Raw genomic sequence first — 26,266 nt, 5'->3', positions numbered from 1 at the left:
GATTCCTCCTCAGCAACCCCAACGCAGCGCAGGCGTTTTCACCGGCGCATCCCACAAGGACAACAGCTCGTCGTCCACGTTCAACAGCGTGATGGACACGCCCTGCATATCGAGCGAAGTGCAGTAAGAGCCCACCAGATTGCGCTCAATGATGATGCCCGCCTCGGCGCAGCGCTCCGCCAGCCGATGGTATACGCCGTACAGCTCCGACAGTGGCGTGGCGCCCAGGTTGTTGACCAGCGCGATCGCTCGATCGCCGCGCGTCAACGGCTGCTTGGTCTGCATCTCGTCGCGCCACTCGCCCTGCTGACGATCCCAGACGCGGATCGTGCGCTGATAGTGGCCGTGGTCGATCAGCGTATGGAACATGTCGTCCACCGCCGCGTTGAGCGTGGTGAACGGACGGCGCGCAATGCCCGGCTCGCCGTGAATGCCGACGCCGAACTCCATTTCGTTCTCCGCCAGGGTAAACGACGGCTTGCCGGCGGCCGGCACGGTGCAAGCCCCCAGCGCGATGCCGATTGAGTGCCCGTGGTTGTTGATGCGATGCCCTAACGTCACCACGCTGTCCAGATCGTCGCCGCGCGCCGCGGCGGCGCCCAGCAGTTTCTCCATCAGCACGGTGTTAGCCACCCCGCGCCGCCCGGCGGTAAACAGGCTGTCTTTGACCGCCACGTCGTCATCCACCAGCACCGTCGCCACCGCGACGCCGCTGTCGTGCAGCAGCTCGGTGGCGGTTTCGAAGTTGAGCACGTCGCCGGTGTAGTTCTTGATCAGCAGCAGCACCCCGGCGCCGCCGTCGATCGCCTGGCCGCACTCGTACATTTTATCCGGCGTCGGCGAGGTGAAAATCTCGCCCGGACAGGCGCCGTCGAGCATCCCTTCGCCGACGAAACCGCAGTGCATCGGCTCATGGCCGCTGCCGCCGCCGGACAGGATCGCCACCTTGCCCGCCACCGGCGCGTCGGCGCGGGTCACGAACAGCGGATCCGCGTGCACCAGCAGCTCGGGATGGGCCTCCGCCAGCCCCTGCAACTGCTCTTCCAACACCGACTCGACCTGATTAATCAGTTTTTTCACGATGGTTTCCTCTGTAAGAACAGGGGCGCGGCGCACCGCGCCCCAACGATATCAATGACGCTGCAGCCAGGCGGCGCCCAGCCGATCCGCCGTCAGGATCGCCGCCTGCACGCCCGCGGGTGTAACCTTGAACGGCATGTTGTGAATGGTTTCGCCGGCTGCGCAGCTGGCTTCGGCCACCGCCATCATCTTCGCCGCCGCATCGCCGGTGACGCCCATCTGCGCCAGCGTGATCGGCAGGCCGATGCCATGACAAAACGCCAGCACGGTTTCAATCTGCGCCATCGGGCTGTTCTGCAGTACCAGCTGCGCCAGGGTGCCGAACGCCACTTTCTCGCCGTGATACAGGTGGTGGCACTCTTCGAGCACGGTAAAACCGTTGTGAATGGCGTGCGCCGCCGCCAGCCCACTGCTCTCGAAGCCGATGCCGCTCAGATAGGTATTGGCCTCAATGATGCGTTCCACCGCTTCCGTCACCACGCCGGCCTCGACCGCCAGTTTGGCTTTCACCCCTTCCGCCAGCAGCGTGTCATAACACAGCCGCGCCAGGCTGAGCGCCGCCAGCGTCGATTTGCCGCCGGCCATGCTGGTGGCCTGGGCGTCGAAGCAGGCCTGCGCCTCGAAATAGGTGGAAAGCGCGTCGCCCATGCCGGCCACCAGCAGACGCACCGGCGCTTTGGCGATGATGGCGCTGTCCATCACCACCATGTCCGGGTTGCGCGGGTAAATCAGGTACTCGGCGAATTCGCCCTGTTCGGTGTAGAGAACCGACAGCGCGCTGGTCGGCGCATCGGTGGAGGCGATGGTGGGAATGAGCACCACCGGCAGCTGTTGGTAGTGCGCCACGGCCTTGGCGGTGTCGAGCGTCTTGCCGCCGCCGACGCCGATCACGCCGCGGCAGCCGTGAGCCTGCAGCTCATGGCCGAGCCGGTCTATCTCCTTGCGGCAGCATTCGCCGTTGAAGCGCGCCGCATGATGTTTCACGCCGTGCTGCTGCAGGCTGCCCATTAGGGTGTCGCCCGCCAGCTGCATCACGAAGTCGTCGGCGATCACCAGGTAATGATCGGCGAGGGATTTGGCGTATTCGCCGACGGCGGCCAGCGCATTGGCGCCCTGAATATATTTGCCTGGTGACTGGATGATTCTCAACATAACCGGATCCTTGTAGGGAGTTGGCGATGGTAACGTTCAGATATCAGGTGATGACGCGCCGACTTCGCCGCCGGCTTGTTGTTGTGCTTCGACTATGAGCGCCCGCCGCCCGCCTGGCGAGCCTCGCGATTTTTGTTCCATTATGGAACATCATCATAGCGACAACGTTTCATGATGAAACGCCAACGCGCGTTTTTTCGCCGCGAAAGCGAACTGGCGCACACCCCAACGTATAACTGCGTAAAGAGTCGATTCTGCGGGCGTTTCAGCTTTAATTTTGACCATGTTTCCCCTATCCTTAGCGCCACTACTGGGAAAGGGCGAAAACAGCCCGCATGATGGGATTGATAACGATGAAACGGACAAAAAACATCAACCAAGAGACGTTCCGCAAATCCTGGCGCAGCTACCGTGTCGCGCCCGTGGCTTTGGCGATCAGCGCCGTCTTTATGCTGGCCGGCTGTGAGAAGAGCGATGAAACGGTCTCCCTGTATCAGAATGCCGATGACTGTTCGCGCGCCAATCCTTCGATGAGCGAGCAGTGCACCACCTCCTACAACAATGCCCTGAAGGAAGCGGCGAAAACCGCGCCGAAATACGCCACCCGCGAAGACTGCGTCGCCGAGTTCGGCGAAGCGCAGTGCACCCAGGCGCCGGCACAGGCCGGCATGGCGGCGGAATCGCAAAGCAGCGGCAGCTTCTGGATGCCGCTGATGGCGGGCTACATGATGGGCCGCCTGATGGGCGGTTCCGGCTTCGCGCAGCAGCCGCTGTTCACCTCCAAGAACGCCGCCAGCCCGGCGAACGGCAAGTTTGTCGACGCCAGCGGCAAGAGCTACGGCCCGGCCACCGCCGGCGGCCGCACCATGACGGTGCCGAAAACCGCCATGGCGCCGAAGCCTGCAGTCACCAACACCGTGACCCGCGGCGGCTTCGGCGAGACCGTAGCCAAGCAGACCAGCATGCAGCGCAGCAGCGCCACCTCCAACTCCGGCTCTCGCAGCATGGGCGGTTGATGCATGAAACGTATTGCTATTACCGAGCGCCCGGACTGGCGTGAAAAAGCAACCGAGTTCGGTTTCCGTTTCCACACCATGTACGGCGAGCCGTACTGGTGTGAAGACGCCTATTACCAGTTCACGCTGGCGCAGATTGAAGAGATCGAAAGCGCCACCGCCGAGCTGCACCAGATGTGTCTGCAGGTGGTGGAAAAAGTGGTCGGCAGCGACGAGCTGATGGCCAAGTTCTGCATCCCGAAACACACTTGGGAGTTCGTGCGCAGTTCGTGGCGCACCAATCAGCCGTCGCTGTATTCGCGTCTCGATCTGGCCTACGACGGTGTCAACCCGCCGAAGCTGCTGGAGAACAACGCCGATACGCCAACCTCGCTGTATGAGGCGGCCTTCTTCCAGTGGCTGTGGCTGGAAGACCAGATCAACGCCGGCAAGTTGGATCCGGAATCGGATCAGTACAACAGCCTGCAGGAGAAGCTGATCGAGCGTTTCGCCGAGCTGAAAGCGCATCACGGCTTCGGCCTGTTACACCTGGCGTGCTGCCAGGACAGCGAAGAAGATCGCGGCACGGTGCAATATCTGCAGGACTGCGCGCAGGAAGCCGGTCTGCCGACCGAGTTCCTGTTCATGGAAGAGATTGGCCTCGGCGAGAAAGGCCAGTTTACCGATCTGCAGGATCAGGTGATCGGCAACCTGTTCAAGCTCTACCCGTGGGAATTCATGCTGCGCGAGATGTTCTCCACCAAGCTGGAAGACGCCGGCGTGCGCTGGCTGGAGCCGGCCTGGAAGAGCATCATCTCCAACAAAGCGCTGCTGCCGCTGCTGTGGGAAATGTTCCCGAACCACCCGAATCTGTTGCCGGCTTATTTCGCGCAAGACGATCATCCGCCGATGGATCATTACGTCACCAAGCCGCTGTTCTCACGCGAAGGCGCGAACATTCAGATCGTCGAAAACGGTCAGGAAGTGGCGCGCGTCGATGGGCCATACGGCGAAGAGGGCATGATCGTGCAGCAGTTCCATCCGCTGCCGAAGTTCGAAGACAGCTACACGCTGATCGGCAGTTGGCTGGTGAACGATCAACCTTGCGGCATTGGCCTGCGCGAAGATCGCGAACTGATCACGCAGGATCTGTCGCGCTTCTATCCGCACACCATCCTCGGCTGATAGCCCCGCCGAGACCAAAACGCCAGTCTCTGACTGGCGTTTTTTCTTTAGCCCACCTGCACCGACAGCATGCTCAGCGCTCCCATTTCGATACCGTCGATCGGCACGCTGATGGCCTCTTTGCCATCCCAGCCGCCAAGCACGTACAGCAACGGCAGATAGTGTTCCGGCGTCGGATTCGACAGCGCTGCCCCCTCATGGCGCATGAAATCCACCAGCGGATGGTTATCGCCCCGATAACGCAGGTTATCCCGGACAAAGTTATTGAACGATTCCGCCCACGGGTAGGCGCTGGTATCGCCCTGCCATTTCACCATGCGCAGGTTGTGCACCACGTTGCCGCTGGCGACGATCATCACCCCCTCATCGCGCAGCGCCGCCAGTTTGCGCCCCAGCTCATAGTGATAGGCCGCCGGCTGCGTGCCGTCGACGCTGAGCTGCACCACCGGGATGTCAGCATTGGGGTACATCTTGATCAACACGCCCCAGGTTCCGTGATCCAACCCCCACTCGCCGAGATCGGCCGTCACCGGCACCGGCGCCAACACTTGCTGCAGCTGCGCAGCCAGCGCGGGAGAGCCCGGCGCCGGATAACGGGTATCAAACAGCGCCTGCGGGAACCCGCCGAAGTCGTGAATGGTTTTGGGTTTTTCCATCGCGGTGACCGCAGTGCCGCGGGTATACCAATGCGCGGAAACCGCCACGATCGCCTTCGGGCGCGGCAATGACTCACCCAACGCACGCCATGCCCGGGTGTAGCGGTTGTCTTCCAGCACGTTCATCGGGCTACCGTGGCCAAGAAACAGTGCCGGCATACGAGAGGTGTTCATAGGGAGATCCTTAGTTCAAATTGTGCTATGCCGCTACATTACGCGCTTTGCCGCGCCAACACAGCCGGATAACCGTGATGAAGATATTCAATAAATTTGAATTAAAAGCGGAGGAATGCGCCGGCAGACAGAAAGATAAAAAATTAATATATTTCAATAGATTAATAAGATCAGTGAATGCCATGACATTACTGCCACACAGATCTAATTTGTGAATAATTTATGTATTTTTTGTTAACACGATCTATACACTCCTCCTCTGCCGACGGGTAGCAGGCAACCCCGCCGCGCGATGGGAATTACGTCTCACCAAGGAGGAATTCATGTTCAGACTCACACTGGCAACCCGCCTGGCGCTTTCCATATCCTTGCTCACCGGCTGGACGGCCACCGCCGGCGCGGCGGACAACGCGCAGCTGACGCAGCGCGAAGATCCTTACTTCCTTCAGGCGCAAGCTCAGCTGCAACAGCGGCTGAAACAGACGCCAAACACCAACCGCGCCAAAAACGTCATTCTGGTGGTCGGCGACGGCATGGGGTTTTCCACCGTGACCGCCGCCCGCATTTTTGAAGGGCAGCAGCGCGGCGTGGACGGCGAATCCAACGTGCTGGCCTGGGAGGCCTTCCCCTATCTGGCGGCGGCCAAAACCTACTCCGCCGACGCCCAAATCACCGACTCCGCGCCCAGCGCGGTGGCGATGACCACCGGCGTCAAAACCATCAACGATCTGATGGGCCTCAACCATACGGCCACCCTCAACAATTGCGAGGATCAGCAAACCAAGACCGTCACCACGCTGTGGGAGATGGCCGCAACGCTCGGCATGGCCACCGGCGCCGTGACGACCGCCACCATCACCCACGCCACGCCGGGCGCGACCTATGCCCATATCGCCAACCGCGATTGGGAATCCGACGCCAAAATGCCGGCAGCGGCTCTGGCCGCAGGCTGCCGCGATATCGCGCGCCAGCTGGTGGAAATGAAGTACGGCGACGGCCTTAACGTGGCAATGGGCGGCGGGCGCGCCAACTTCCTGCCCGATAGCGTGAGCGATCCGGAATACCCCGGCAAGAAAGGCGCCAGAAAGGATGGCCGCGATCTGACGCAGGCCTGGCTGCAACGCTATGGCGAGCGTGGGCAATACGTCTGGAATCAGGCGCAGTTCGACAAAATCGAACCGGGTAAGATCGATCATCTGCTGGCCCTGTTCGAGCCGTCGCACATGAACTTCGAGCACGATCGGCGGCAAGACGCGGCGGGAGAGCCTTCGCTGGCAGAAATGACCGGCAAGGCCATCGATATTCTGGCCAGGAATCCCGAAGGCTATCTGCTGTTGGTGGAGGGCGGACGCATCGATCACGGTAGCCACAACGGTAACGCCTACCGTACGCTGAGCGACGCGGTCGCCCTGAACGAGGCGGTGAAAACCATCGTCGACAAGGTCAACCTGGAGGAAACCCTGGTGATCGTGACCGGCGATCACAGCCACACATTGACCATCGCCGGCTATGCCAAGCGGGGTAATCCTATCCTCGGCATTTCCGTCGGCGTCGACGGCAAACCGCGGCTGGGCAGCGACGGCAAGCCTTACACCACCGTCGGCTTCGCCAATGGCCCCGGCGGCACGATCCCGCTGACCGAACGCCCGACATTGACCATGGAACAGGCCACCGCGCCCGACTTTATTCAGCCGGCGCTGGTGCCGCTGAAAAGCGAGACCCACGGCGGGGAAGATCTCGGCATCTACGCCATCGGCCCCTGGGCCCATCTGTTCCAGGGTACGGTGGAAGAGAACTACACCTTCCACGTGATGAATTACGCCAGCCGCATCGGCGAACGCCTGTCAGAACGGTAGATACAAAAAAGCCGCGTTACGCGGCTTTTTTTATCGTTGAAAGCGACCGGCTATCAGCTGGCCTTTTTCTCGTGCGCCTGGCGGTAGGCCACCAGATCTTCGATGGTCAGCACCACCATGTCGTGCTGTTTGGCGAAGGCGATCACTTCCGGCGCGTGCGCCATGCTGCCATCGTCGTTGGTCAGCTCACACAGCACGCCGGCAGGTTTGAAACCGGCCATGGAAACCAGATCGATGGTCGCTTCGGTGTGGCCGCGACGGCTCAGCACGCCGCCCGGCTGCGCGCGCAGCGGGAACACGTGGCCCGGACGGTTCAGGTCGCTCGGCTTGGCGCTGTCTGCCACCGCCGCACGGATGGTGGTCAGGCGATCGGAAGCGGAAACCCCGGTGGTCACGCCCTGCGCCGCTTCGATGGTCACGGTGAAGGCGGTCTGGAATTGGCTGGAGTTGTTGGTCACCATCATCGGCAGCTCAAGCTGCTGACGGCGTTCTTCGGTGATGCACAGGCACACGATACCGCTACCGTGGCGAATGGTCAGCGCCATCTGCTCAACGGTCATGGTTTCCGCGGCGAAGATCATGTCACCTTCGTTTTCACGGTTTTCATCATCGAGCACCATTACGCCGCGCCCGTTGCGCAGTGCGTCGATCGCGCGTTCAACGCGTTCTGTCGGCGTGCCGAAGTCTGAAAGTAGCGTCTGATTCATGGTAAAAAACCTCATTAAAAATTATGGATTACCAGAACCAGGGCGATCTTGAGGAGTAGCTAGCAATAGCTAAAAAAATAACGCAAGCGGGCGCAAGCCCGGCAGATACCGTTACTCTCTCCCATCCGGACTATAACCGTCGGCCCCGGAATTGCACCGGATCTGCTGACCTCTAACCGGCCCTGACAGGCTGGCTGAGCGCTCGCGGGCTTTCACCGTAGAAGGTGATTTACCGCCGGTGGGGACTTTCACCCCGCCCTGAGAATAAGCAGGATGACTATAACGCTAATGGGTAGACAGGGCAATTGGCAAAAGCACAATTCGGCCACGCGCGGCGAATGCGCTTAATGGTGTTTATCCGGCGGGCAACTCGCATTACACTAAGCGGCAGCAATTAAACTCTGAAAGGGATACGCCATGATTGACCCGAAAAAAATCGAACAAATCGCACGCCAGGTTCATGAGTCCATGCCTAAAGGCGTTCGTGAATTCGGGGAAGACGTTGAGAAAAAAATCCGTCAGGTCCTGCAGTCGCAGCTGACCCGCCTGGATTTGGTTAACCGCGAAGAGTTCGACGTGCAGACTCAGGTGCTGTTGCGCACCCGCGAGAAGCTGGCGCTGTTGGAACAGCGCCTGGCCGAGCTGGAAAGCAAGCTGAGCGCGGCGCCGGCAGCCAAGCAGGAAGACGAATAAATTCCCGCCAAGGGCGCGCACCTGAACCGCGCGCCCCTGTTCTTTCGGTCGCCCGGCGTTAGCCGCGCCCGTCTTTGATCGCTTTGATGATGTTGGTGGTCGACAGCCCGTCTTCAAAGTTCAACACTTTGACATCGCCGCCGTTGGCCCACACTTCCGCACTGCCGGCAATCTCTTCCGGTTTGTAATCGCCGCCTTTCACCAGCAGATCCGGCAGAATGTCGGCGATCAAGCGCTGCGGCGTGTCCTCTTCGAACGGCACCACCCAATCCACCGCTTCCAGCGCGCCCAGCACGATCATGCGATTCTCCAGCGCGTTGACCGGGCGTTTTTCCCCTTTCAGGCGTTTGGTCGAGGCGTCGCTGTTCACCGCCACGATCAGGCGGTCGCCCAGCTTGCGGGCGTTGGCCAGATAGGAGACGTGGCCGGCGTGCAAAATGTCGAAAATGCCGTTGGTCATCACCACTTTCTCGCCGCGCTGACGCGCCTGAGCAACAGCGGTTTTCAACTGCGCTTCGGTCATCACGCCAAAGCCGGTTTCGGCCCGGCCGCGCACCGCGTTTTCCAGCTCGATTGGCGACACGGTAGAGGTACCGAGCTTGCCCACCACCACGCCGGCGGCGGCGTTGGCCAGGAAGCAGGACTCTTCCAGCGAATTGCCGGCGGCCAGCGAAGCGGCCAATACGCCGATCACGGTGTCGCCCGCGCCGGTCACATCGAACACTTCCTGCGCCTGGGTCGGCAGGTGCAGCGGCTCAACGCCTGGCTGCAGCAGCGTCATGCCGTGTTCGGAACGGGTGACCAACAGCGCCGACAGCTCAAAATCCGCCACCAGCTTCATGCCGCGTTCCACCAGTTCCGCCTCATCCTTGCAGTGGCCCACCACCGCTTCGAACTCGGACAGGTTCGGCGTCAGCAGCGTCGCGCCGCGATAGCGTTCGAAGTCAGAGCCTTTTGGGTCGATCAGCACCGGCACCTTGGCGGCGCGCGCCAGTTGGATCATGCCCTGCACCTGGCTGAGCGCGCCCTTGGCGTAATCGGACAGCACCAGCGCGCCGATCTGCGGCAGCGCCTGCTGAATGCGCTCCAGCATCGGCTGCGGATCGACGTTGGAGAAGCCTTCTTCGAAGTCGAGACGGATCAGTTGCTGGTTGCGCGACAGCACGCGCAGCTTGGTGATGGTCGGATGGGTCGGCACCGAGACGAAGTCGCAGCGCACGTTGACTTCATTCAGCTTGGCGCTCAGCGCCCGCGCCGCATCGTCGATGCCGGTCAGGCCCACCAGGCGGGAATTGGCGCCCAGCGAAGCGATGTTCATCGCCACGTTAGCCGCGCCGCCGGGACGCTCTTCGATGGTGTCGACCTTGACCACCGGCACCGGGGCTTCCGGTGAAATGCGGCTGGTCGGCCCATACCAATAGCGATCCAACATGACGTCACCGACCACCAGCACACCGGCGCGGCGAAAATCAGGCAGCGTAACTTTCATCCGATAACTCCAAAAAAGAACAAAATTTTAGTGGCGCAGATATTACCACAGACCGCCGGAATACCCGCAAAAAGGTATTAATCCAGCCATTTGGCCCAGCTGGCGCGCACCTGCTCGCGCTCGGCGGTGAACAGCTCGCTGCCGACCTTGCCGGAATGCTCCTGCAGCGCCAGATGGTGGATCTCGTCGCGCATGGTGACATAGGCCTGGATCAGCGCGCGCGCCTCCTCTTCCGGCATGATGTCGTAATTGGCCATCAGCTCGAAGATGCGCACGTTGTCTGACCAACGCGTCAGCCGCGGTTCATCCGGCGCATAGCGTAAGACCAGATATTGGGCGATAAATTCGATGTCGGTAATGCCGCCCTCATCGGTTTTGATATCAAACAGATCGCGCTGCTTGTTGCCGAGATGGTTGCGCATCTTTTCGCGCATCTCGCGCACTTCGCGCTTCAGGGTCTCCGCATCACGCGTTTTGCACAGGATTTCGCGCCGAATCGCGTCGAACTGCTGGTGCAGCGCCGGGTCGCCGTGCACGATGCGCGCGCGCACCAGAGCCTGATGCTCCCAGGTCCAGGCTTCGTTTTGCTGGTAATCGGCGAACGCCTCGACGGTGCTGACCAGCATCCCCGCGGCGCCGGAAGGCCGCAGACGCGCGTCCACCTCATACAGAATGCCGGAGGAAGTGCGGGTGCTGAACAGATGCATCACCCGCTGCGCCAGCCGCAGGTAGAACTGGCGGCCGTCGATGCAGCGATCGCCGTCGGTCATCACCTCCGGCGGGCAATCCAGCAGGAACACCAGATCGAGATCGGAACTGTAACCCAGCTCCCAGCCGCCCAGCTTGCCGTAGCCGATCACCGCAAAGCCGCGCCCTTCGCGCTCCTGCAGATGGGTCGGCTGGCCGTAGCGCGCCACCATGTCGCTCCAGGCCTGTTGCACCACCGCGTCGATGATCGCCTCCGCCAGATAAGTCAGGTGGTCGCTCACTTTCATCACCGGCAGCGCGCCAGCGATATCCGCTGCGGCGATGCGCAGCTGCTGCGCCTGTTTGAACTGGCGCAGCGCCTCCAGCTTTTGCTCTTCGTCGTCTTCCGGCACCCGCAGCAGGTACTGGCGCAGCTCGCTGCGGTAGGCGTCCAGCGCCACCGGCTGATACAGCGTGGCCGGATCCAGCAGTTCGTCCAGCAACAGCGGGTAGCGCGACAGCTGGTTGGCAACCATCGGCGAAGCGGCGCACAGACGGATCAGATGGCTGAGCGCCGCGTGGTACTCCACCAGCAGCTCGAGGTAAGTGGTGCGGGTGACGATGCTGAGCAGCAGCTGCGCCAGCCGCACCAGCGCGGTCGGCGCGTCCTGGCGCGGGCACACCTCCGCCAGCAGGCGCGGCATCAGCTGATCGAGCACGTCGCGGCCGCGCGGGCCGATGGTGCGCTTGTCGACATCATGGCGGAAATCGGCGATGGTGCGCAGCATCTGTCGGCGCCCCTCTTCGTCCAGGTGCGGCGTCAGCGGCGCCAGCTCGTTTTCCTCCAGCGCGTCCTGCCACAGGCTGTGATAGTGCTGGTAGTCGGGATCTTCGCCGATATCCGGGCTATCGTCGCCGATCAGATCGTCGAACACCGCCCGCACCGCCTGCATGTGCACCTCCAGCGTCGCCATCAGCGCCGGCCAATCCGCCAGCCCCATGCCGTAGGCCAGCCGCGCCTGGTCGAGCGCATCCTGCGGCAGCGTCTGGGTTTGCTGATCGCCGATCGCCTGCAGCAGATTCTCCAGCCGCCGCAGGAACAGGTAGGCGGCGCTCAGCGCCCGCACCTGCTCGGCCTCCAGCAGCCCCAGCTCACCCACCGCCTGCAGCGTCGGCAGCAGCGAACGCCCCTGCAGCGCCGGCTCACGGCCGCCGCGGATCAGCTGAAATACCTGGGTGATGAATTCGATTTCGCGAATGCCGCCGGCGCCCAGCTTGATGTTGTCCTTCAGGCCGCGCCGCCGCACTTCACGGGCGATCATGCCCTTCATGTTGCGCAAAGACTGGATGACGCTGAAATCGATATAGCGGCGGAACACGAACGGCCGCAGCGTTTTGCGCAGCTCCTGGCTGTAGGCGTCTTCCGCGCCGCCCATCAGGCGCGCCTTCACCATCGCATAGCGCTCCCAGTCGCGCCCCTGCTCCTGATAGTAGTCTTCCAGCGCCGCGAAGCTCATCACCAATGGGCCGCTGTCGCCGAACGGCCGCAGCCGCATGTCGACGCGATAGACGAAGCCGTCGATGGTCTGCTGATCCAGCGCCTTGATCAGCCGCTGGCCCAGGCGGGTGAAGAACTGGGCATTGTCCAGCTCGCGCCGCCCGCCCTGGGTCTGGCCGTTTTCCGGGTAGGCGAAGATCAGATCGATATCCGACGAGAAATTCAGCTCGCCGCCGCCCAGCTTGCCCATGCCGAGGATCAGCAGCGGCTGCGGTTCACCGGCGGCGTTGCACGGCGTGCCCCACTCGCGGCAACAGGTTTGGTACAGCCAGTCGCGCGCGCTGACGATCAGCGTCTCCGCCAGCCCGCTCAGCTGCAGTAGCGTTTCTTCGGTCGAACACAGCCCCTGCGCCTGCGCCCAGGCAATGCGCACCAGCGTTTCACGGCGAAACAGACGCAGCGTGCGCATCAGTTGCGCCTCATCGCGCACCTCTTCCAGCTCGTCCTGCAGCCAGGCGGCATAGTGTTGCCACTCACCGGGCGCCGGCGGCTGTTCGCGCAGCGTCGCCAGCCAGGCCGGCTGGGCGAGCAGTGCGTCGCTGACGAAGTCGCTCGACGCCAGCACCCACTGCTCCTGCTCGCTAAAGGCGCTGTCCGCGCCGTGAACTTCCTGAAAACGCTGCACAACCTGCTGTGCCTGAGCCTGTAACGCGGCTGAAAGTGGCGACATAGTGTATGACCCGTTCTGCGGCCCACGGCTGGCGGGCCGGCTTGATTAACGAAGCGCGCCGTTTAACCAGAATGGCGCATGCGATAAGGCCTGTTTGCGGCTGGCTTCATACCAGCCCTGACGGCGCTCGCTCAGCGCCGCCTGCAGTTCGCGCCAGGCCTCGATATAAGGGCCGGTCTGCTCGTCGGGGTAGGCGCCCGACAGCAGGACCAGCGCCGAAATCTGACGCGTCAGGCGCGGCAATTGTTCCTGATATTCATCTTCGTTCAGCGTACGGCTGAAGGCCTCTTTCAGCTCCGCGCCGCTGCGCCCCAGCATGATGTCGCTGAAGCGTTTGAAAGAACCGTCCAGCTTGGCCTGCCCTTTGGCGTCAATAAACGGCCGCCAGGCGCCGCTCACCAGCCATGATGTGAGCGCCAACTTACATTGCAGGTAGGCCGCGCTGTAGCACAGGCTCTCTGGTTGCGCGGCTTTGTCCGCCAACAGCGGCTCGAGCTCGGTCAGGCGGGCGCGCAGATCGGCGCTGGCCTTGCGCGGCACCAGGCCGCCGAAGATCACCAGCGCCTGGCGGATCGTGCCGACCGCCTCAATCACCGAAGCGCGCGCCTGCGCGTCGCCGCGCAGCCACAGCTCTTCATGGTACTGCCAGTGGCTCAGCGCCAGCTCGAAGGCGGCGATCATCCCCTGTTCGACGGTCGCCTTCGCCGCCGGCTTCAGCACCCGCAGCGGGCGCACCTCACGCGGCGGATTGCCCTGCGCCAGGTGGTAACCGCGCGCCGCCTTGCTCAGGCTGCCCTGACGCAGCCCGTCGTGCGCCGCCAGCTCACCGGCCAACGCCAGCAGATCGGCGGTATTGCCTTTCAGCAGCTCCAGCTCGATCTCGCTCAAGGCTTCGCTGAGATCACCGGCGCGCACCTCGCCCTGATCCAGGCCAATCTCTATCTCGCTTTGGCCGTAAGTAACCACCCACTTCTCACGCACGAAATCGGTACGGAACAGCGGTTGCAACGCCTGCTGCAACGCTGCGATATCGCAATCCTGCGGCCAAATGTCGGCAGGAAACTGCGCCAACGCCAGCTGCGGCTCGGCGATAGCGACATTGTATTCCGGGCGCTGGTGCAGGCCGCCCACCACTTTACCGGCGGTTTTGATGGTCATCTCATAGCGATCGTCGAAACCGCGAATGCGCAGCCCCATGTCGTGACGGCGCAGGAAGTTGTCGGCCGTTTCGAAGTAGATGTTGGTCAGTTTTTGCGGCGCGGAATGCTGATGCGGCCAGGCGGCGAGCCAGTGTGGCAGAGCGGCCACCGCTTGCGGCGCGGCGATGAATTTCAGTTCAATTTCAACGGTCATAATTCTTTAACACCAATAAGTTATGCATTCACGTCGGTTTCAGCGCGGCGCATTCGGCCCGCCGTATGCTGCCCACTGACGCACAGTTGCCGTTATCTTACCGCGATTCCCGGCGCCTTAACCCTGCTAACTGTAGAAAAAACCTGTTACGTTATAAAACACTGCGCAACTCACAGAATCAGCCACAGTAAGATAGTTCTCATTCCGGTTTTGGCGTTGCGTCGTCAGACTGAACCCTCTACTATCGTTCCATAAATTCACCCAGAAACGATGAACTAATGCAGAAATTACGCCTGATTTGCCTTGCCGCGCTGAGCTTCAGCATCACTTGGGCCGCACATGCCGAAGATAAACGCTATATCTCCGATGAGTTAAGCACTTACGTCCATAGCGGCCCAGGTAATCAGTACCGTATTGTCGGCACTCTCAACGCCGGTGAAGAAGTGACCCTGCTGAGCGTCAACGACAGCACCAACTACGGCCAGATCCGCGATCCGAAAGGCCGTACCACCTGGATCCCGCTCGACCAGCTCAGCCAGACGCCAAGCCTGCGCACCCGCGTGCCCGAGCTGGAACAGCAGGTGAAAACCCTGACCGACAAGCTGGCCAACATCGACAACACCTGGAACCAGCGTACCTCGGAAATGCAGGAAAAAGTCGCGGGCAGCGACAGCACCATCAGCAGCCTGCAGAAGGAAAACCAGGATCTGAAAAACCAGCTGGTGGTCGCGCAGAAGAAGGTCAACGCCGTTAACCTGCAGCTCGACGACAAGCAGCGCACCATTATCCTGCAGTGGTTCATGTACGGCGGCGGCGTCGCCGGCGTCGGTTTGCTGCTGGGCCTGCTGTTGCCGCACCTGATCCCGCGCCGCAAGAACAACAACCGCTGGATGAACTGATCTCAGTATCGTTCAGTTTGAGTATGGGCGCCTGCGGGCGCCCTTGTCATTGGCGCCGACATCCCGCGGCCAATTCATGTAATCTGATAGACAGAGCCTTACACGATATTCAGGAGTCAACAGTGCAGATTTATCTGGTCGGCGGCGCCGTTCGCGACAGCCTGCTCAATATTCCGGTGGTCGATCATGATTGGGTGGTGGTGGGCGCCACGCCGGCAGAGCTGCTGGCGTTGGGCTACCAGCAGGTCGGTAAAGATTTTCCGGTGTTCCTCAACCCCGACTCCCACGAGGAGTACGCGCTGGCGCGCACCGAGCGCAAATCCGGCCAGGGGTACACCGGTTTTACCTGCTATGCCGCGCCGGACGTGACGCTGGAAGAAGATCTGCTGCGGCGCGATCTGACCATCAACGCCATCGCCCGCTCCGCCGAAGGAGAGCTGATTGATCCTTACGGCGGCGTGGCCGATCTGCAGGCGCGCGTGCTGCGCCACGTTTCCGACGCGTTCGGCGAAGATCCGCTGCGCGTACTGCGCGTGGCGCGATTCAATGCTCGCTTCGCCCATCTGGGTTTTCGCATCGCCGACGAAACGCTCGCCCTGATGCGCCAGATGGCGCACAGCGGTGAACTGGCCGCGCTGACCGCCGAACGCGTCTGGAAGGAAACCGAAAAGGCGCTGCAAAGCCAGAGCCCGCAGGTCTATTTTCAGGTGCTGCGCGATTGCGGTGCGCTGGCGGTGCTGTTCCCGGAAATTGACGCGCTGTTCGGCGTGCCGGCTCCCGCCAAGTGGCACCCGGAGATCGACACCGGCGTACACACGCTGATGGCGTTGGCGATTGCCGCCCGCCTCACGCCGGAGGTGGACGTGCGCTTCGCCACCCTGTGCCACGATCTCGGCAAAGGGTTGACGCCGAAAGAGTTCTGGCCGCATCACCACGGCCACGGCCCGGCGGGCGTGCGGCTAGTCGAAGCGCTGTGCCAGCGGCTGCGGGTGCCCAACCCGGTACGGGATTTGAGCAAGCTGGTGGCCGAGTACCATGATTTGATCCACACCGTGAACAAGCTGCGTCCGGAGACCCTGTTGAAGCTGTTCGACGCCATCGACGTCTGGCGCAAACCGCAACGGCTGGAGCAGATGATCCTGACCAGCGAAGCGGATGCGCGCGGCCGCACCGGCTTTGAGGAGAATCCTTATCCGCAGGGCGACTATCTGCGCCAGGCGTATCAGGTGGCGAACGCGGTATCTATTAAAGAAGTGGTAGCCAGCGGGCTGCAGGGCACCGCGATCCGCGACGAGCTCAAACGCCGTCGCCAGCAGGCGCTGGCCGACTGGAAGCTCAATCAAACCATCCTCAACGATCAGGCATAAAAAAACCCCGCGGAGCGGGGTTTTTTCCTGGCATCGGACTTACAGGAACACCATGTAAACCACGGCCGCCACGATAAAGCGGTAGATGGCGAACGGCACGAACGAGATGCGTTTAATCAGCGACAGGAAGGTCTTGATCGCAATCAGCGCCACCACGAAGGCAGTAACGAAACCGACGGCGAACATCGGCAGGTCGCCCCAGGTCAGGAAGTGCAGGCTCTTGTATAGATCCAGGCCGCTGGCGCCTATCATCATCGGCACCGCCAGGATGAATGAAAATTCGGACGCCGCATAGCGGTTTACGCCCACCAGCATGCCACCGGCGATGGTCGCTCCCGAACGGGAGAAGCCCGGCCACAGCGCCAGGCACTGGAAGCAACCGATCAAAAACGCCTGCCGGTAGGTGATGTCATCCAGCCCTTCCGCACGCGGCTTCTTCGGCTTCAGCCATTCCGCCGTCAACAGCAGCAGGCCGCCGACCACCAACGCGTACATCACGTTTTTCGGCGCGAACAGCGATTTAATGACATCGTGGAATATCAACCCCAGCACCACCGCCGGGATCATCCCCAACAGGATGTGCCCCAGCTTCAGCCGGCCGTGGGTTTTGCCCTCGTGCTCCACCGGCTTGCCGCCGAAATGGATGCCGATCAGGCCGAACAACCGGCGCCAGAACATCACTACCACCGCCAGGATCGACCCCAGTTGGATGATGACTTCAAAGGTCTTGGCTTTGTCGCCGGTAAAGCCCAGCCACTCGCCAACAATGATCATATGCCCGGTGGAAGACACCGGCAGAAATTCGGTTAATCCCTCGACAACCCCAAGAACAAACGCAATAAACAGTGAATGCATGTCCGTCATGTGCTTCGCTCACCCCATAAATTTGCGACTAACATAAACATAAAAAAGCGGCAGTGCTTAAAAACAATGCCGCTAAAACAATTCTCAGGATTAAGACCAGCTTAACGGTCTTTCGTTGCAAGCAGATGACATAAAATCATGCGGGACGAGTGCCGCGCTCAATGATCACGCCGACCCGATTGGCATGTGCTACAGCGCCCGGTTTGCTGACCTTAATACGGACCCACGGGGAATTGAAGCGCTGAAGCAAAATTTCGGATATTTCCTCCGCCACGCGTTCCACCAGCGCGAACCGGTTCGATTCAACGTGCCGGATCACGGCGTCGCTGACGTCGGCATAGCTCAGACAGTCAGTTACGTCGTCGCTGGCGGCGGCCGGCCGGTTATCCCAGCCCATTTCGATATCGAACACCAGCTTCTGACGAATGCCCTGTTCCCACTCATAAACGCCAATGGTGGTAATTACGGTAAGCTCTTCAATAAATACGATATCCATCACGTCATTCTCTGTTTTTGGCCTTGCCGGATACCACTTCCAGCGGAATGTGCGTATTATCCATGGATGTTGCGAGTAAAACGACCATTATTAAACGGAACCGCGTTATGAGTGCTACCGCGCTTGGCATGATTATCTTCGCGTATCTGTGCGGCTCGATTTCCAGTGCGATCCTGGTTTGCCGGATCGCCAGGCTGCCGGATCCGCGTGAACATGGCTCAGGAAACCCCGGGGCGACCAACGTCCTGCGCATCGGCGGCCGGCTGGCGGCGGCGGCGGTGCTGGTGTTCGATATTCTGAAAGGGATGCTGCCGGTCTGGCTGGCCTACAAACTCGATGTGCCGCCGCTGTACCTCGGCCTGACGGCGATCGCCGCCTGTCTGGGGCACATCTATCCGGTGTTCTTCCACTTCCGCGGCGGTAAAGGCGTGGCGACGGCATTTGGCGCCATCGCGCCTATCGGCTGGGATCTGACCGGCCTGATGACCGGTACCTGGCTGTTGACGGTGCTGCTCAGCGGTTACTCTTCGCTCGGCGCCATCGTCAGCGCGCTGATCGCCCCGTTCTACGTCTGGTGGTTCAAACCGCAGTTCACCTTCCCGGTAGCGATGCTCTCCTGCCTGATCCTGATGCGGCATCACGACAATATTCAGCGCCTGTGGCGCGGCCAGGAAGGCAAGATCTGGGGCAAGCTGCGCAAGAAGAAAAACGACGCGGATAACGGCGACCAGCCGAAAGACGAATAGCAGAAGGGCCGGATAATCCGGCCCTTTGTTTTATACCGCAGGCAATTCCGCCAGCGGCCAGCGCGGCCGCACCGAAACGCTCAGCTCCGGGTTGGCGCCGCTCTTCAGGCGCACCATGCCGGCATAGGCGATCATCGCACCGTTGTCGGTGCAAAATTCCGGGCGGGCATAGAACACTTCCCCACCGCGTTTATGCATCATCTCCGCCAGTTTGGTGCGCAGCGTGCGGTTGGCGCTTACGCCGCCGGCCATCACCAGGCGCTTGAAGCCGGTCTGCTCCAGCGCGCGTTTGCATTTGATCGCCAGCGTATCCACCACCGCATCCTCGAAGGCGCGGGCGATGTCGGCACGCGTCTGATCATCGTTGCCGTTGGAGCGGATGGTGTTGGCGGCGAAGGTTTTCAGCCCGGAGAAACTGAAGTCCAGCCCCGGACGATCGGTCATCGGCCGCGGGAAGGTGAAGCGCCCCGCCGTGCCCTGCTGCGCCATCTTCGACAGCATCGGCCCGCCGGGATAATCCAGGCCGAGCAGCTTGGCGGTCTTGTCGAACGCTTCGCCGGCCGCGTCGTCGATCGACTCGCCCAGCAGCTCATACTCACCGATGCCGGTGACGCTGATCAGCTGGGTGTGGCCGCCGGAGACCAGCAGCGCGACGAACGGGAATGCCGGCGGATTGTCTTCCAGCATCGGTGCCAGCAGGTGGCCTTCCATATGGTGCACCGGCACCGCCGGCACGTTCCAGGCGAACGCCAGCGCGCGCCCGACGGTCGCGCCGACCAGCAGCGCCCCCACCAGACCCGGCCCGGCGGTGTAGGCCACGCCGTCGATGTCGGCCGGGGTCAGGTTGGCCTCTTTCAGCGCCGCCTGAATCAGCGGCACGGTTTTGCGCACGTGATCGCGGGAGGCCAGTTCCGGCACCACGCCGCCGTAGTCGGCGTGCAGCTTCACCTGGCTGTATAATTGGTTGGCCAACAAACCGGTTTGATCGTCATACACTGCAATTCCGGTTTCATCGCAGGACGTTTCTATACCCAGTACTCGCATTACATTTCCCATCATTCACGTGCGGCCGCCAGTCTACCACATTCCGCCGTATTTACCGCCAGCGCGGCGCATCTTGTCACCGGCTCGCACCTATGTCGATGATTCATCCAGAAAATGCCCAGGCGATTAAACACGAGCATTTTTTTCTGATTAGTCTATAATCAGCGCCCGGTGCAAAATTGCGCACGTTGCGGCAGAGCGACGCGGGTTTCAATTTGCTGTGGTGCTTTACAAAGCAGCATCCATTGGAGTAAAATTCCGCACCATTTTGAAAAGGCTGGCGCTTGGCCAGCAGCAAACCGAATTTTATTGAGGTGAGAGGCACATGCCGGTAATTAAAGTACGTGAAAACGAGCCATTTGACGTTGCTCTGCGTCGTTTCAAACGCTCTTGCGAAAAAGCGGGTGTTTTAGCTGAAGTTCGTCGTCGTGAGTTTTATGAAAAACCAACTACCGAACGTAAACGCGCTAAAGCTTCTGCTGTGAAACGTCACGCGAAGAAACTGGCTCGCGAAAACGCACGCCGCACTCGTCTGTATTAATTCTTCGGGGGCAACCCCACCGCGTGAATTTCTGATTTTCAAAATCGCGCAGACCGAGTAGTTGCATACGAAGGCCGTGCTTTCCGAAAGGAATGCGCGGCTTGTTCTCGTTTATAGGCTAATGAAGTAAGGGCTTATGGCTGGACGAATTCCGCGCGTATTTATCAATGACTTGCTGGCTCGCACCGACATCGTCGATCTGATCGACGCCCGCGTGAAGCTCAAGAAGCAAGGCAAGAACTACCACGCGTGCTGTCCGTTCCACCACGAAAAGACGCCTTCATTTACCGTTAATGGCGAAAAGCAGTTTTATCACTGTTTTGGGTGTGGTGCGCACGGCAACGCCGTCGACTTTTTGATGAATTACGACCGGCTTGAGTTTGTCGAAACCATCGAAGAGCTGGCGACCATGCACGGGCTGGAAGTGCCTTACGAAGCGGGCACCGGGCCAACCCAGATCGAACGCCATCAGCGCCAGAGCCTGTACCAACTGATGGAGCAGCTCAGCGCGTTCTATCAACAGTCACTGCAGCAGTCCTCCGGGGCACCGGCGCGCAGCTATTTGCAGCAGCGCGGATTAAGTGACGACGTTATTCGCCATTTCGCCATCGGCTTCGCGCCGGCGGGATGGGACAACGCCCTGAAGCGTTTCGGCCGCGACGCCGACTCGCGCCGCGCATTGAACGATGCCGGCATGCTGGTGACTAACGATCAGGGGCGTTCGTACGACCGTTTCCGCGAACGGGTGATGTTCCCCATCCGCGACAAGCGCGGGCGCGTGATCGCCTTCGGCGGCCGCGTATTGGGTGACGGTATGCCGAAGTACCTGAACTCGCCGGAAACCGAAGTTTTCCATAAGGGCCGCCAGCTGTATGGCCTGTATGAAGCACAGCAGAACCACCCTACCCTCCAGCGGCTGCTGGTGGTGGAAGGGTATATGGACGTGGTGGCGTTGGCGCAATTCGGCATCGATTATGCCGTCGCCTCGCTCGGAACCTCGACGACGGCTGAACACATTCAGCTGCTGTTCCGCGCCACCGACAACGTCGTCTGCTGTTACGACGGCGACCGCGCCGGCCGCGAGGCGGCATGGCGGGCGCTGGAAACCGCGCTGCCGTACCTGAACGACGGGCGCCAGCTGCGGTTCATGTTTTTGCCCGACGGCGAAGATCCGGACACCCTGGTGCGCAAGGAAGGCAAAGAAGCCTTCGAACAGCGAATGGAGCAGGCGCAGCCGCTGTCCACTTTCCTGTTCGAAAGCCTGCTGCCGCAGGTGGATCTGAGCAGCCCGGACGGGCGCGCCAAGCTGAGCACGCTGGCGCTGCCGCTGATTACTCAGGTGCCGGGCGAAACGTTGCGCTTGTACCTGCGCCAAGAGCTCGGCAACAAGCTGGGGCTGCTGGACGATAGCCAGCTCGACAAGCTGATGCCCAAGCAGGCGGAAAATGCGAATCCTTATCAGGCGCCCCAGCTAAAACGCACAACCATGCGTATACTGATAGGGCTACTGGTGCAAAATCCGCAGTTGGCTACACTTATCCCTTCGCTTGAAGGGCTGGAGCAGACCAAACAGGCGGGATTGCCGCTGTTCGTCGAACTGGTGCAGACCTGTTTGGCGCAGCCGGGCCTGACGACCGGGCAATTGCTGGAGCTGTATCGCGACAACAAATTCAGCCAGCAGCTTGAAACCTTGGCGACCTGGAACCATATGATCGTTGAGGATATGGTCGAGCAGACCTTTTTGGATACGTTGGCCAGCCTGTACGACTCGGTGCTCGAGCAACGGCTGGAAACGCTGATCGCCCAGGCCAGAACGCGCGGCCTGAGCCCGGAGGAACGTGAAGAAGTCCGTTCCCTCAACCAGGTTTTAGCGAAGAAAAACTGAATACCAAACGGCTTAAGTGCCGATAATTGCGAGGGCAGAGCCCTGCACAGTGCCGCCATAGTGGGCCGCGGCGATAACGAAAACGCCCCAAATGCTATTGTTGGCGGTTTCGCCGACCGACACCAACCTAAATACTCTGAAGTGTGGATACCGTCTTATGGAGCAAAACCCGCAGTCACAGCTGAAGCTACTTGTCACCCGTGGTAAGGAGCAAGGCTATCTGACCTATGCTGAGGTCAATGACCATCTGCCGGAAGATATCGTCGACTCCGATCAGATCGAAGACATCATCCAGATGATTAACGACATGGGCATCCAGGTGATGGAAGAAGCACCGGACGCCGATGACCTGCTGCTCGCCGAAAACTCGAACAGCACGGACGAAGATGCGGAAGAAGCCGCCGCACAGGTTCTGTCCAGCGTGGAATCCGAAATCGGCCGCACCACCGACCCGGTGCGCATGTACATGCGCGAAATGGGTACCGTCGAACTGCTGACGCGCGAAGGCGAAATCGACATCGCCAAGCGCATCGAAGACGGCATCAACCAGGTGCAGTGCTCGGTTGCCGAATACCCGGAAGCCATTACCTACCTGCTTGAACAGTACGATCGCGTCGAAGCGGGCGAAGCGCGCCTGTCCGACCTGATCACCGGCTTCGTCGATCCTAACGCGGAAGAGGACATCGCCCCAACCGCCACCCACATCGGTTCCGAACTGTCGAGCGAAGAGCAAGACGACGACGAAGAAGATGAGGATGCCGAAGAGGACGACACCGAAGACGACAACAGCATCGATCCTGAGCTGGCGCGTCAGAAGTTCGCCGAGCTGCGCGATCAGTATGAAGCGACGCGCTTGGTGATCAAAAAGAACGGCCGCAGCCACGCCAGCGCCGCGGACGAGATCCTGAAGCTGTCCGAAGTGTTCAAGCAGTTCCGCCTGGTGCCGAAACAGTTCGACTTCCTGGTCAACAGCATGCGCACCATGATGGACCGCGTTCGCACCCAGGAACGCATCATCATGAAGCTGTGCGTTGAACAGTGCAAAATGCCGAAGAAAAACTTCGTCACCCTGTTCGCCGGCAACGAAACCAGCGATTCCTGGTTCGAAGCCGCGCTGGCGATGGCCAAGCCATGGTCGGAAAAGCTGAAAGACGTGACCGAAGACGTGCAGCGCAGCTTGCAGAAACTGCGTCAGATCGAAGAAGAAACCGGCCTGACCATTGAGCAGGTCAAAGACATCAACCGTCGCATGTCGATCGGTGAAGCGAAAGCCCGCCGCGCGAAGAAAGAGATGGTTGAGGCCAACCTGCGTCTGGTTATTTCTATCGCCAAGAAATACACCAACCGCGGCCTGCAGTTCCTGGATCTGATTCAGGAAGGCAACATCGGCCTGATGAAAGCGGTAGACAAGTTCGAATACCGCCGCGGCTACAAGTTCTCGACGTACGCCACCTGGTGGATCCGTCAGGCTATCACCCGCTCCATCGCCGACCAGGCGCGCACCATCCGTATTCCGGTGCATATGATTGAGACCATCAACAAGCTCAACCGTATTTCGCGCCAGATGCTGCAAGAGATGGGCCGCGAGCCGACGCCGGAAGAGCTGGCCGAGCGCATGCTGATGCCGGAAGACAAGATCCGCAAGGTGCTGAAGATCGCCAAAGAGCCAATCTCGATGGAGACGCCGATCGGCGACGACGAAGATTCGCATCTGGGCGACTTCATCGAGGATACCACCCTCGAGCTGCCGCTGGACTCCGCGACCTCGGAAAGCCTGCGTTCCGCCACCCACGACGTGCTGGCCGGCCTGACCGCGCGCGAAGCGAAAGTGCTGCGCATGCGTTTCGGTATCGACATGAACACCGACCACACGCTGGAAGAGGTAGGCAAGCAGTTTGACGTTACCCGTGAGCGTATCCGTCAGATCGAAGCCAAGGCGCTGCGCAAGCTGCGTCACCCAAGCCGCTCCGAAGTGCTGCGCAGCTTCCTGGACGACTAAGTCCGGCTGCCGCACCAAAAACAAAAACCCCGGCCTGCCGGGGTTTTTTTATGCCCTGAATACGCCTCGCCGCATCATTGCAGCGCCAGGAACAGCTCGCGATAGCTGGCGGTGAGCTGCTCCAGGGTGGCGCGGTTCAATCCGCTGGGGTTGGGCAATACCCACACCTCGGTTTCCCCCAACGTCAGCGTCTGCTTGCCCCAGGGCGCATTTTTCACCCCGAAGGCGGTGGTGAACGCCTGCTTGCCCAAAATCGCCAGCGCGCGCGGCTGATAGCACAGGATCTTCTCTTGCAGCGCCTCACCGCCGCTGCGCAGCTCGTCGCGCGACAGCTCGCTGGCCGCCACCGTCGGGCGCGCCACCAGCGCGGTAATGCCGCAGCCGTTGTCCTTCAACTGCTGCCACTGCTCCGGCGCCAGCTGGCTCTCGGTAAAGCCGGCCTGATGGATCACCTTCCAGAAGCGATTGCTGCCGTTGGCGAAAGGATAGCCCTGATGGGCGGAAGAAAGACCGGGGTTGATGCCGCAAAACACCACCCGCAGATTGGGCGCCAGAAGTTCCATGAGTGTCGTGAGTCCATTGCAGGGATTTACTGCGGTTATCGCAAAATCCGCCAGCAATTACAACAGGCTAGAACTGTGCAGAAAAGCAACATACGGGCGAGTAACAGTAGACCGCCGCTTAAGGATTCCCTATAATCTCGCGGCTTGGCCCCTTAGCTCAGTGGTTAGAGCAGGCGACTCATAATCGCTTGGTCGTTGGTTCAAACCCAACAGGGGCCACCAAATTTTTGCTGTTTTCACAGCCTTACAAGCCATCCTGTCCGGGGTGGCTTTTTTGTTTCCCGCCTGCGTGCCACACTTCTCTCTCGGCATTCTCGTTTATTCCGACCCATAAGGATCCCGCATGATCGTCATCTGCGACCACGACAACCTCGACGCCTGGCTGGCGCTGCGCACCGCGCTGTGGCCCTCCGGCTCGCCTGAAGATCACCGCGCGGAAATGCGCGAGATATTGGCTTCGCCGCACCACACCGCGTTTATGGCGCGGGGGCTGGACGGCGCTTTCGTTGCCTTTGCCGAGGTCGCGCTGCGCTACGATTACGTCAACGGCTGCGAATCGTCGCCGGTGGCGTTTTTGGAAGGAATTTATACCGCCGAACGCGCCCGCCGCCAGGGCTGGGCCGCGCGCCTGATCGCGCAGGTGCAGGAGTGGGCGAAGCAACAGGGGTGCAGCGAGCTGGCGTCGGATACCGATATCGCCAATCTGGACTCCCAGCGCCTGCATGCGGCGCTGGGCTTTGCCGAAACGGAGCGAGTAGTGTTTTACCGCAAAACGCTGGGCTGATCAGGCGGTCTTGCTTTGCCGCTGATGCGCCAGCTGCTCGGCGCGCAGCAGGATCTCCTGCAAATCGTCCTCGTCGATATCGAACAGATCCCCCTCCATCAGCGCCTCGTGCAGATCGCCGCGGGTGATGGACACGGCATCGATCGGCAGATTGGCCGGCTTGGCCTCCGCCGGCGCCAGCGCGTGCGGGTAGCGTCGCCCGGCCAGGTTATTGAACAGAATGGCCAGCGCCGCCAGCAGCACCGAGTTCAGCAGCACCGGGTACAGCACGAAGTGGTAGCCCATCTGATGAATGCCGGGGCCGCCGAGGATAGCGGTGAGCGCCACCGCGCCACCCGGCGGATGCAGGCAGCGCAGCTTGAACATCAGGCCGATGGCCACCGCCGCCGCTATGCCGCAGGCCAGCCCCGGATCGGGGATCAGCAGGCCGGCGCTGACGCCCACCGTCGCCGCCAGCGCATTGCCGCCGACGATCGACCAGGGCTGCGCCAGCGGGCTGTTGGGCACGCCGAACAGCAACACCGCCGAGGCGCCCATCGGCGCGATAAACCACAGGTTCACCTCGCCCAAAATAAAGTGGCTGATCCAGCCGGCGAGCATCAGCCCCAAACCGGCGCCGACGCTGGAAATCAGCATCTCTCGTTTGCCCACCGCCAGCGGGTGCGGCCACAGGCGCGCGCATCCCACTTTTACTCGTTCTATCCACTGCGTCTTCATGTTACCCAATACGGCTCAATTCACGTGTTGGCAACAAATATATCACATCATCCTGAAGGAGCTCACGGCGCTGCAGGCCGCGGCATCAAACAACTTTTGACCTAAC

At 60.9% G+C, this 26,266-nt stretch carries 23 protein-coding genes, 1 tRNA gene and 1 riboswitch; of the genes, 12 read left to right on the top strand and 12 right to left on the bottom strand.

Annotated elements, in window-relative coordinates:
* Positions 1-9: 9 nt before the first annotated feature.
* The gene (gene dhaK / locus ACSBQQ_RS20470; protein ID WP_033649064.1) at positions 10-1,080 is read right to left on the bottom strand and encodes a dihydroxyacetone kinase subunit DhaK; all 1,071 of its coding nucleotides are present in this window, start codon (positions 1,078-1,080) and stop codon (positions 10-12) included.
* 51 nt (positions 1,081-1,131) lie between these two features.
* Entirely contained in the window at positions 1,132-2,232 is a 1,101-nt protein-coding gene (locus tag ACSBQQ_RS20465; protein WP_033649063.1) for a glycerol dehydrogenase, read from the bottom strand.
* A 353-nt stretch (positions 2,233-2,585) separates the two neighbouring features.
* On the opposite strand from ACSBQQ_RS20465, the gene ACSBQQ_RS20460 reads away from it, so the two are divergent.
* Both ACSBQQ_RS20460 and ACSBQQ_RS20455 read left to right on the top strand, forming a co-directional pair.
* A complete protein-coding gene (locus tag ACSBQQ_RS20460; RefSeq protein WP_015379087.1) occupies positions 2,586-3,248 on the top strand; it encodes a DUF1190 family protein in 663 nt (220 codons plus the stop codon).
* 3 nt (positions 3,249-3,251) lie between these two features.
* Positions 3,252-4,412 carry a glutathionylspermidine synthase family protein gene (locus ACSBQQ_RS20455; protein WP_033649062.1) on the top strand — a complete coding sequence of 387 codons (1,161 nt, stop codon included), beginning with the start codon at positions 3,252-3,254 and terminating at the stop codon, positions 4,410-4,412.
* 47 nt (positions 4,413-4,459) lie between these two features.
* On the opposite strand, the gene ygiD is transcribed toward ACSBQQ_RS20455, so the two are convergent.
* Positions 4,460-5,242 carry a 4,5-DOPA dioxygenase extradiol gene (gene ygiD / locus ACSBQQ_RS20450; RefSeq protein ID WP_033649061.1) on the bottom strand — a complete coding sequence of 261 codons (783 nt, stop codon included), beginning with the start codon at positions 5,240-5,242 and terminating at the stop codon, positions 4,460-4,462.
* Positions 5,243-5,565: 323 nt separating this feature from the next.
* Between ygiD and ACSBQQ_RS20445 the strand changes: the two genes are divergently transcribed.
* A complete protein-coding gene (locus ACSBQQ_RS20445) occupies positions 5,566-7,098 on the top strand; it encodes an alkaline phosphatase (protein WP_043148023.1) in 1,533 nt (510 codons plus the stop codon).
* Positions 7,099-7,151: 53 nt separating this feature from the next.
* Here the strand turns inward: ACSBQQ_RS20445 and ribB are convergent, their stop codons facing one another.
* Entirely contained in the window at positions 7,152-7,805 is a 654-nt protein-coding gene (gene ribB / locus ACSBQQ_RS20440; RefSeq protein WP_033636071.1) for a 3,4-dihydroxy-2-butanone-4-phosphate synthase, read from the bottom strand.
* A gap of 109 nt (positions 7,806-7,914) precedes the next feature.
* Positions 7,915-8,075, bottom strand: a riboswitch (FMN riboswitch).
* A gap of 147 nt (positions 8,076-8,222) precedes the next feature.
* Here ribB and ubiK point away from each other — a divergent pair.
* Positions 8,223-8,498: a ubiquinone biosynthesis accessory factor UbiK gene (gene ubiK / locus ACSBQQ_RS20435; RefSeq protein ID WP_033654817.1), complete on the top strand. Its 276-nt coding sequence runs from the start codon at positions 8,223-8,225 to the stop codon at positions 8,496-8,498.
* A gap of 58 nt (positions 8,499-8,556) precedes the next feature.
* Here the strand turns inward: ubiK and hldE are convergent, their stop codons facing one another.
* The 3 genes from hldE to ACSBQQ_RS20420 all read right to left on the bottom strand — a co-directional run bounded on the left by hldE (position 8,557) and on the right by ACSBQQ_RS20420 (position 14,255).
* Positions 8,557-9,987, bottom strand: a complete 1,431-nt coding sequence (gene hldE, locus ACSBQQ_RS20430; RefSeq protein WP_033649059.1) for a bifunctional D-glycero-beta-D-manno-heptose-7-phosphate kinase/D-glycero-beta-D-manno-heptose 1-phosphate adenylyltransferase HldE — start codon at positions 9,985-9,987, stop codon at positions 8,557-8,559.
* A gap of 77 nt (positions 9,988-10,064) precedes the next feature.
* Positions 10,065-12,902, bottom strand: a complete 2,838-nt coding sequence (gene glnE / locus ACSBQQ_RS20425) for a bifunctional [glutamate--ammonia ligase]-adenylyl-L-tyrosine phosphorylase/[glutamate--ammonia-ligase] adenylyltransferase (RefSeq protein WP_060428864.1) — start codon at positions 12,900-12,902, stop codon at positions 10,065-10,067.
* A gap of 45 nt (positions 12,903-12,947) precedes the next feature.
* Positions 12,948-14,255: an inorganic triphosphatase gene (locus tag ACSBQQ_RS20420; RefSeq protein WP_039569348.1), complete on the bottom strand. Its 1,308-nt coding sequence runs from the start codon at positions 14,253-14,255 to the stop codon at positions 12,948-12,950.
* A 278-nt stretch (positions 14,256-14,533) separates the two neighbouring features.
* Here ACSBQQ_RS20420 and ACSBQQ_RS20415 point away from each other — a divergent pair, with 278 nt between their 5' ends.
* Together ACSBQQ_RS20415 and ACSBQQ_RS20410 are read left to right on the top strand one after the other, a co-directional pair.
* Complete coding sequence (locus ACSBQQ_RS20415; RefSeq protein ID WP_019453078.1) at positions 14,534-15,154, top strand: TIGR04211 family SH3 domain-containing protein; 621 nt, start codon at positions 14,534-14,536, stop codon at positions 15,152-15,154.
* Between the two features lie 122 nt (positions 15,155-15,276).
* Positions 15,277-16,521 (top strand): multifunctional CCA addition/repair protein, encoded by a 1,245-nt coding sequence (locus ACSBQQ_RS20410; RefSeq protein WP_033649056.1) that lies wholly within the window; start codon positions 15,277-15,279, stop codon positions 16,519-16,521.
* A gap of 39 nt (positions 16,522-16,560) precedes the next feature.
* Here the strand turns inward: ACSBQQ_RS20410 and bacA are convergent, their stop codons facing one another.
* Positions 16,561-17,385, bottom strand: coding sequence for an undecaprenyl-diphosphate phosphatase (gene bacA / locus ACSBQQ_RS20405; protein ID WP_033649055.1), 825 nt, complete (start codon positions 17,383-17,385; stop codon positions 16,561-16,563).
* A 136-nt stretch (positions 17,386-17,521) separates the two neighbouring features.
* Entirely contained in the window at positions 17,522-17,881 is a 360-nt protein-coding gene (gene folB / locus ACSBQQ_RS20400; RefSeq protein ID WP_033636077.1) for a bifunctional dihydroneopterin aldolase/7,8-dihydroneopterin epimerase, read from the bottom strand.
* A 107-nt stretch (positions 17,882-17,988) separates the two neighbouring features.
* Here folB and plsY point away from each other — a divergent pair, with 107 nt between their 5' ends.
* Positions 17,989-18,627 carry a glycerol-3-phosphate 1-O-acyltransferase PlsY gene (gene plsY / locus ACSBQQ_RS20395; RefSeq protein ID WP_033636078.1) on the top strand — a complete coding sequence of 213 codons (639 nt, stop codon included), beginning with the start codon at positions 17,989-17,991 and terminating at the stop codon, positions 18,625-18,627.
* 30 nt (positions 18,628-18,657) lie between these two features.
* Here plsY and tsaD read toward each other — a convergent pair whose 3' ends face one another.
* A complete protein-coding gene (gene tsaD / locus ACSBQQ_RS20390) occupies positions 18,658-19,671 on the bottom strand; it encodes a tRNA (adenosine(37)-N6)-threonylcarbamoyltransferase complex transferase subunit TsaD (protein ID WP_033649054.1) in 1,014 nt (337 codons plus the stop codon).
* Positions 19,672-19,996: 325 nt separating this feature from the next.
* Here tsaD and rpsU point away from each other — a divergent pair, with 325 nt between their 5' ends.
* From rpsU to rpoD, 3 genes are all read left to right on the top strand, one after another.
* The gene (gene rpsU, locus ACSBQQ_RS20385) at positions 19,997-20,212 is read left to right on the top strand and encodes a 30S ribosomal protein S21 (protein WP_001144069.1); all 216 of its coding nucleotides are present in this window, start codon (positions 19,997-19,999) and stop codon (positions 20,210-20,212) included.
* 136 nt (positions 20,213-20,348) lie between these two features.
* Positions 20,349-22,097, top strand: a complete 1,749-nt coding sequence (gene dnaG, locus ACSBQQ_RS20380) for a DNA primase (protein ID WP_025304325.1) — start codon at positions 20,349-20,351, stop codon at positions 22,095-22,097.
* A 157-nt stretch (positions 22,098-22,254) separates the two neighbouring features.
* Complete coding sequence (rpoD, locus tag ACSBQQ_RS20375; protein WP_043148030.1) at positions 22,255-24,096, top strand: RNA polymerase sigma factor RpoD; 1,842 nt, start codon at positions 22,255-22,257, stop codon at positions 24,094-24,096.
* 74 nt (positions 24,097-24,170) lie between these two features.
* Here the strand turns inward: rpoD and mug are convergent, their stop codons facing one another.
* Complete coding sequence (gene mug / locus ACSBQQ_RS20370; RefSeq protein ID WP_060428862.1) at positions 24,171-24,659, bottom strand: G/U mismatch-specific DNA glycosylase; 489 nt, start codon at positions 24,657-24,659, stop codon at positions 24,171-24,173.
* 146 nt (positions 24,660-24,805) lie between these two features.
* Here mug and ACSBQQ_RS20365 point away from each other — a divergent pair.
* Positions 24,806-24,881 (top strand) — tRNA-Ile (locus ACSBQQ_RS20365).
* Positions 24,882-25,002: 121 nt separating this feature from the next.
* Positions 25,003-25,443: an aminoglycoside N-acetyltransferase AAC(6')-Ic gene (locus ACSBQQ_RS20360; protein WP_033649026.1), complete on the top strand. Its 441-nt coding sequence runs from the start codon at positions 25,003-25,005 to the stop codon at positions 25,441-25,443.
* On the opposite strand, the gene ACSBQQ_RS20355 is transcribed toward ACSBQQ_RS20360, so the two are convergent.
* Entirely contained in the window at positions 25,444-26,160 is a 717-nt protein-coding gene (locus ACSBQQ_RS20355; protein WP_033654786.1) for an HPP family protein, read from the bottom strand.
* Positions 26,161-26,266: the final 106 nt, after the last annotated feature.

It is taken from the genome of Serratia sp. G204Y (genome assembly GCF_051172435.1).
Classification (GTDB): domain Bacteria; phylum Pseudomonadota; class Gammaproteobacteria; order Enterobacterales; family Enterobacteriaceae; genus Serratia; species Serratia sarumanii.
This window is presented reverse-complemented; position numbering and strand designations above follow the sequence as displayed.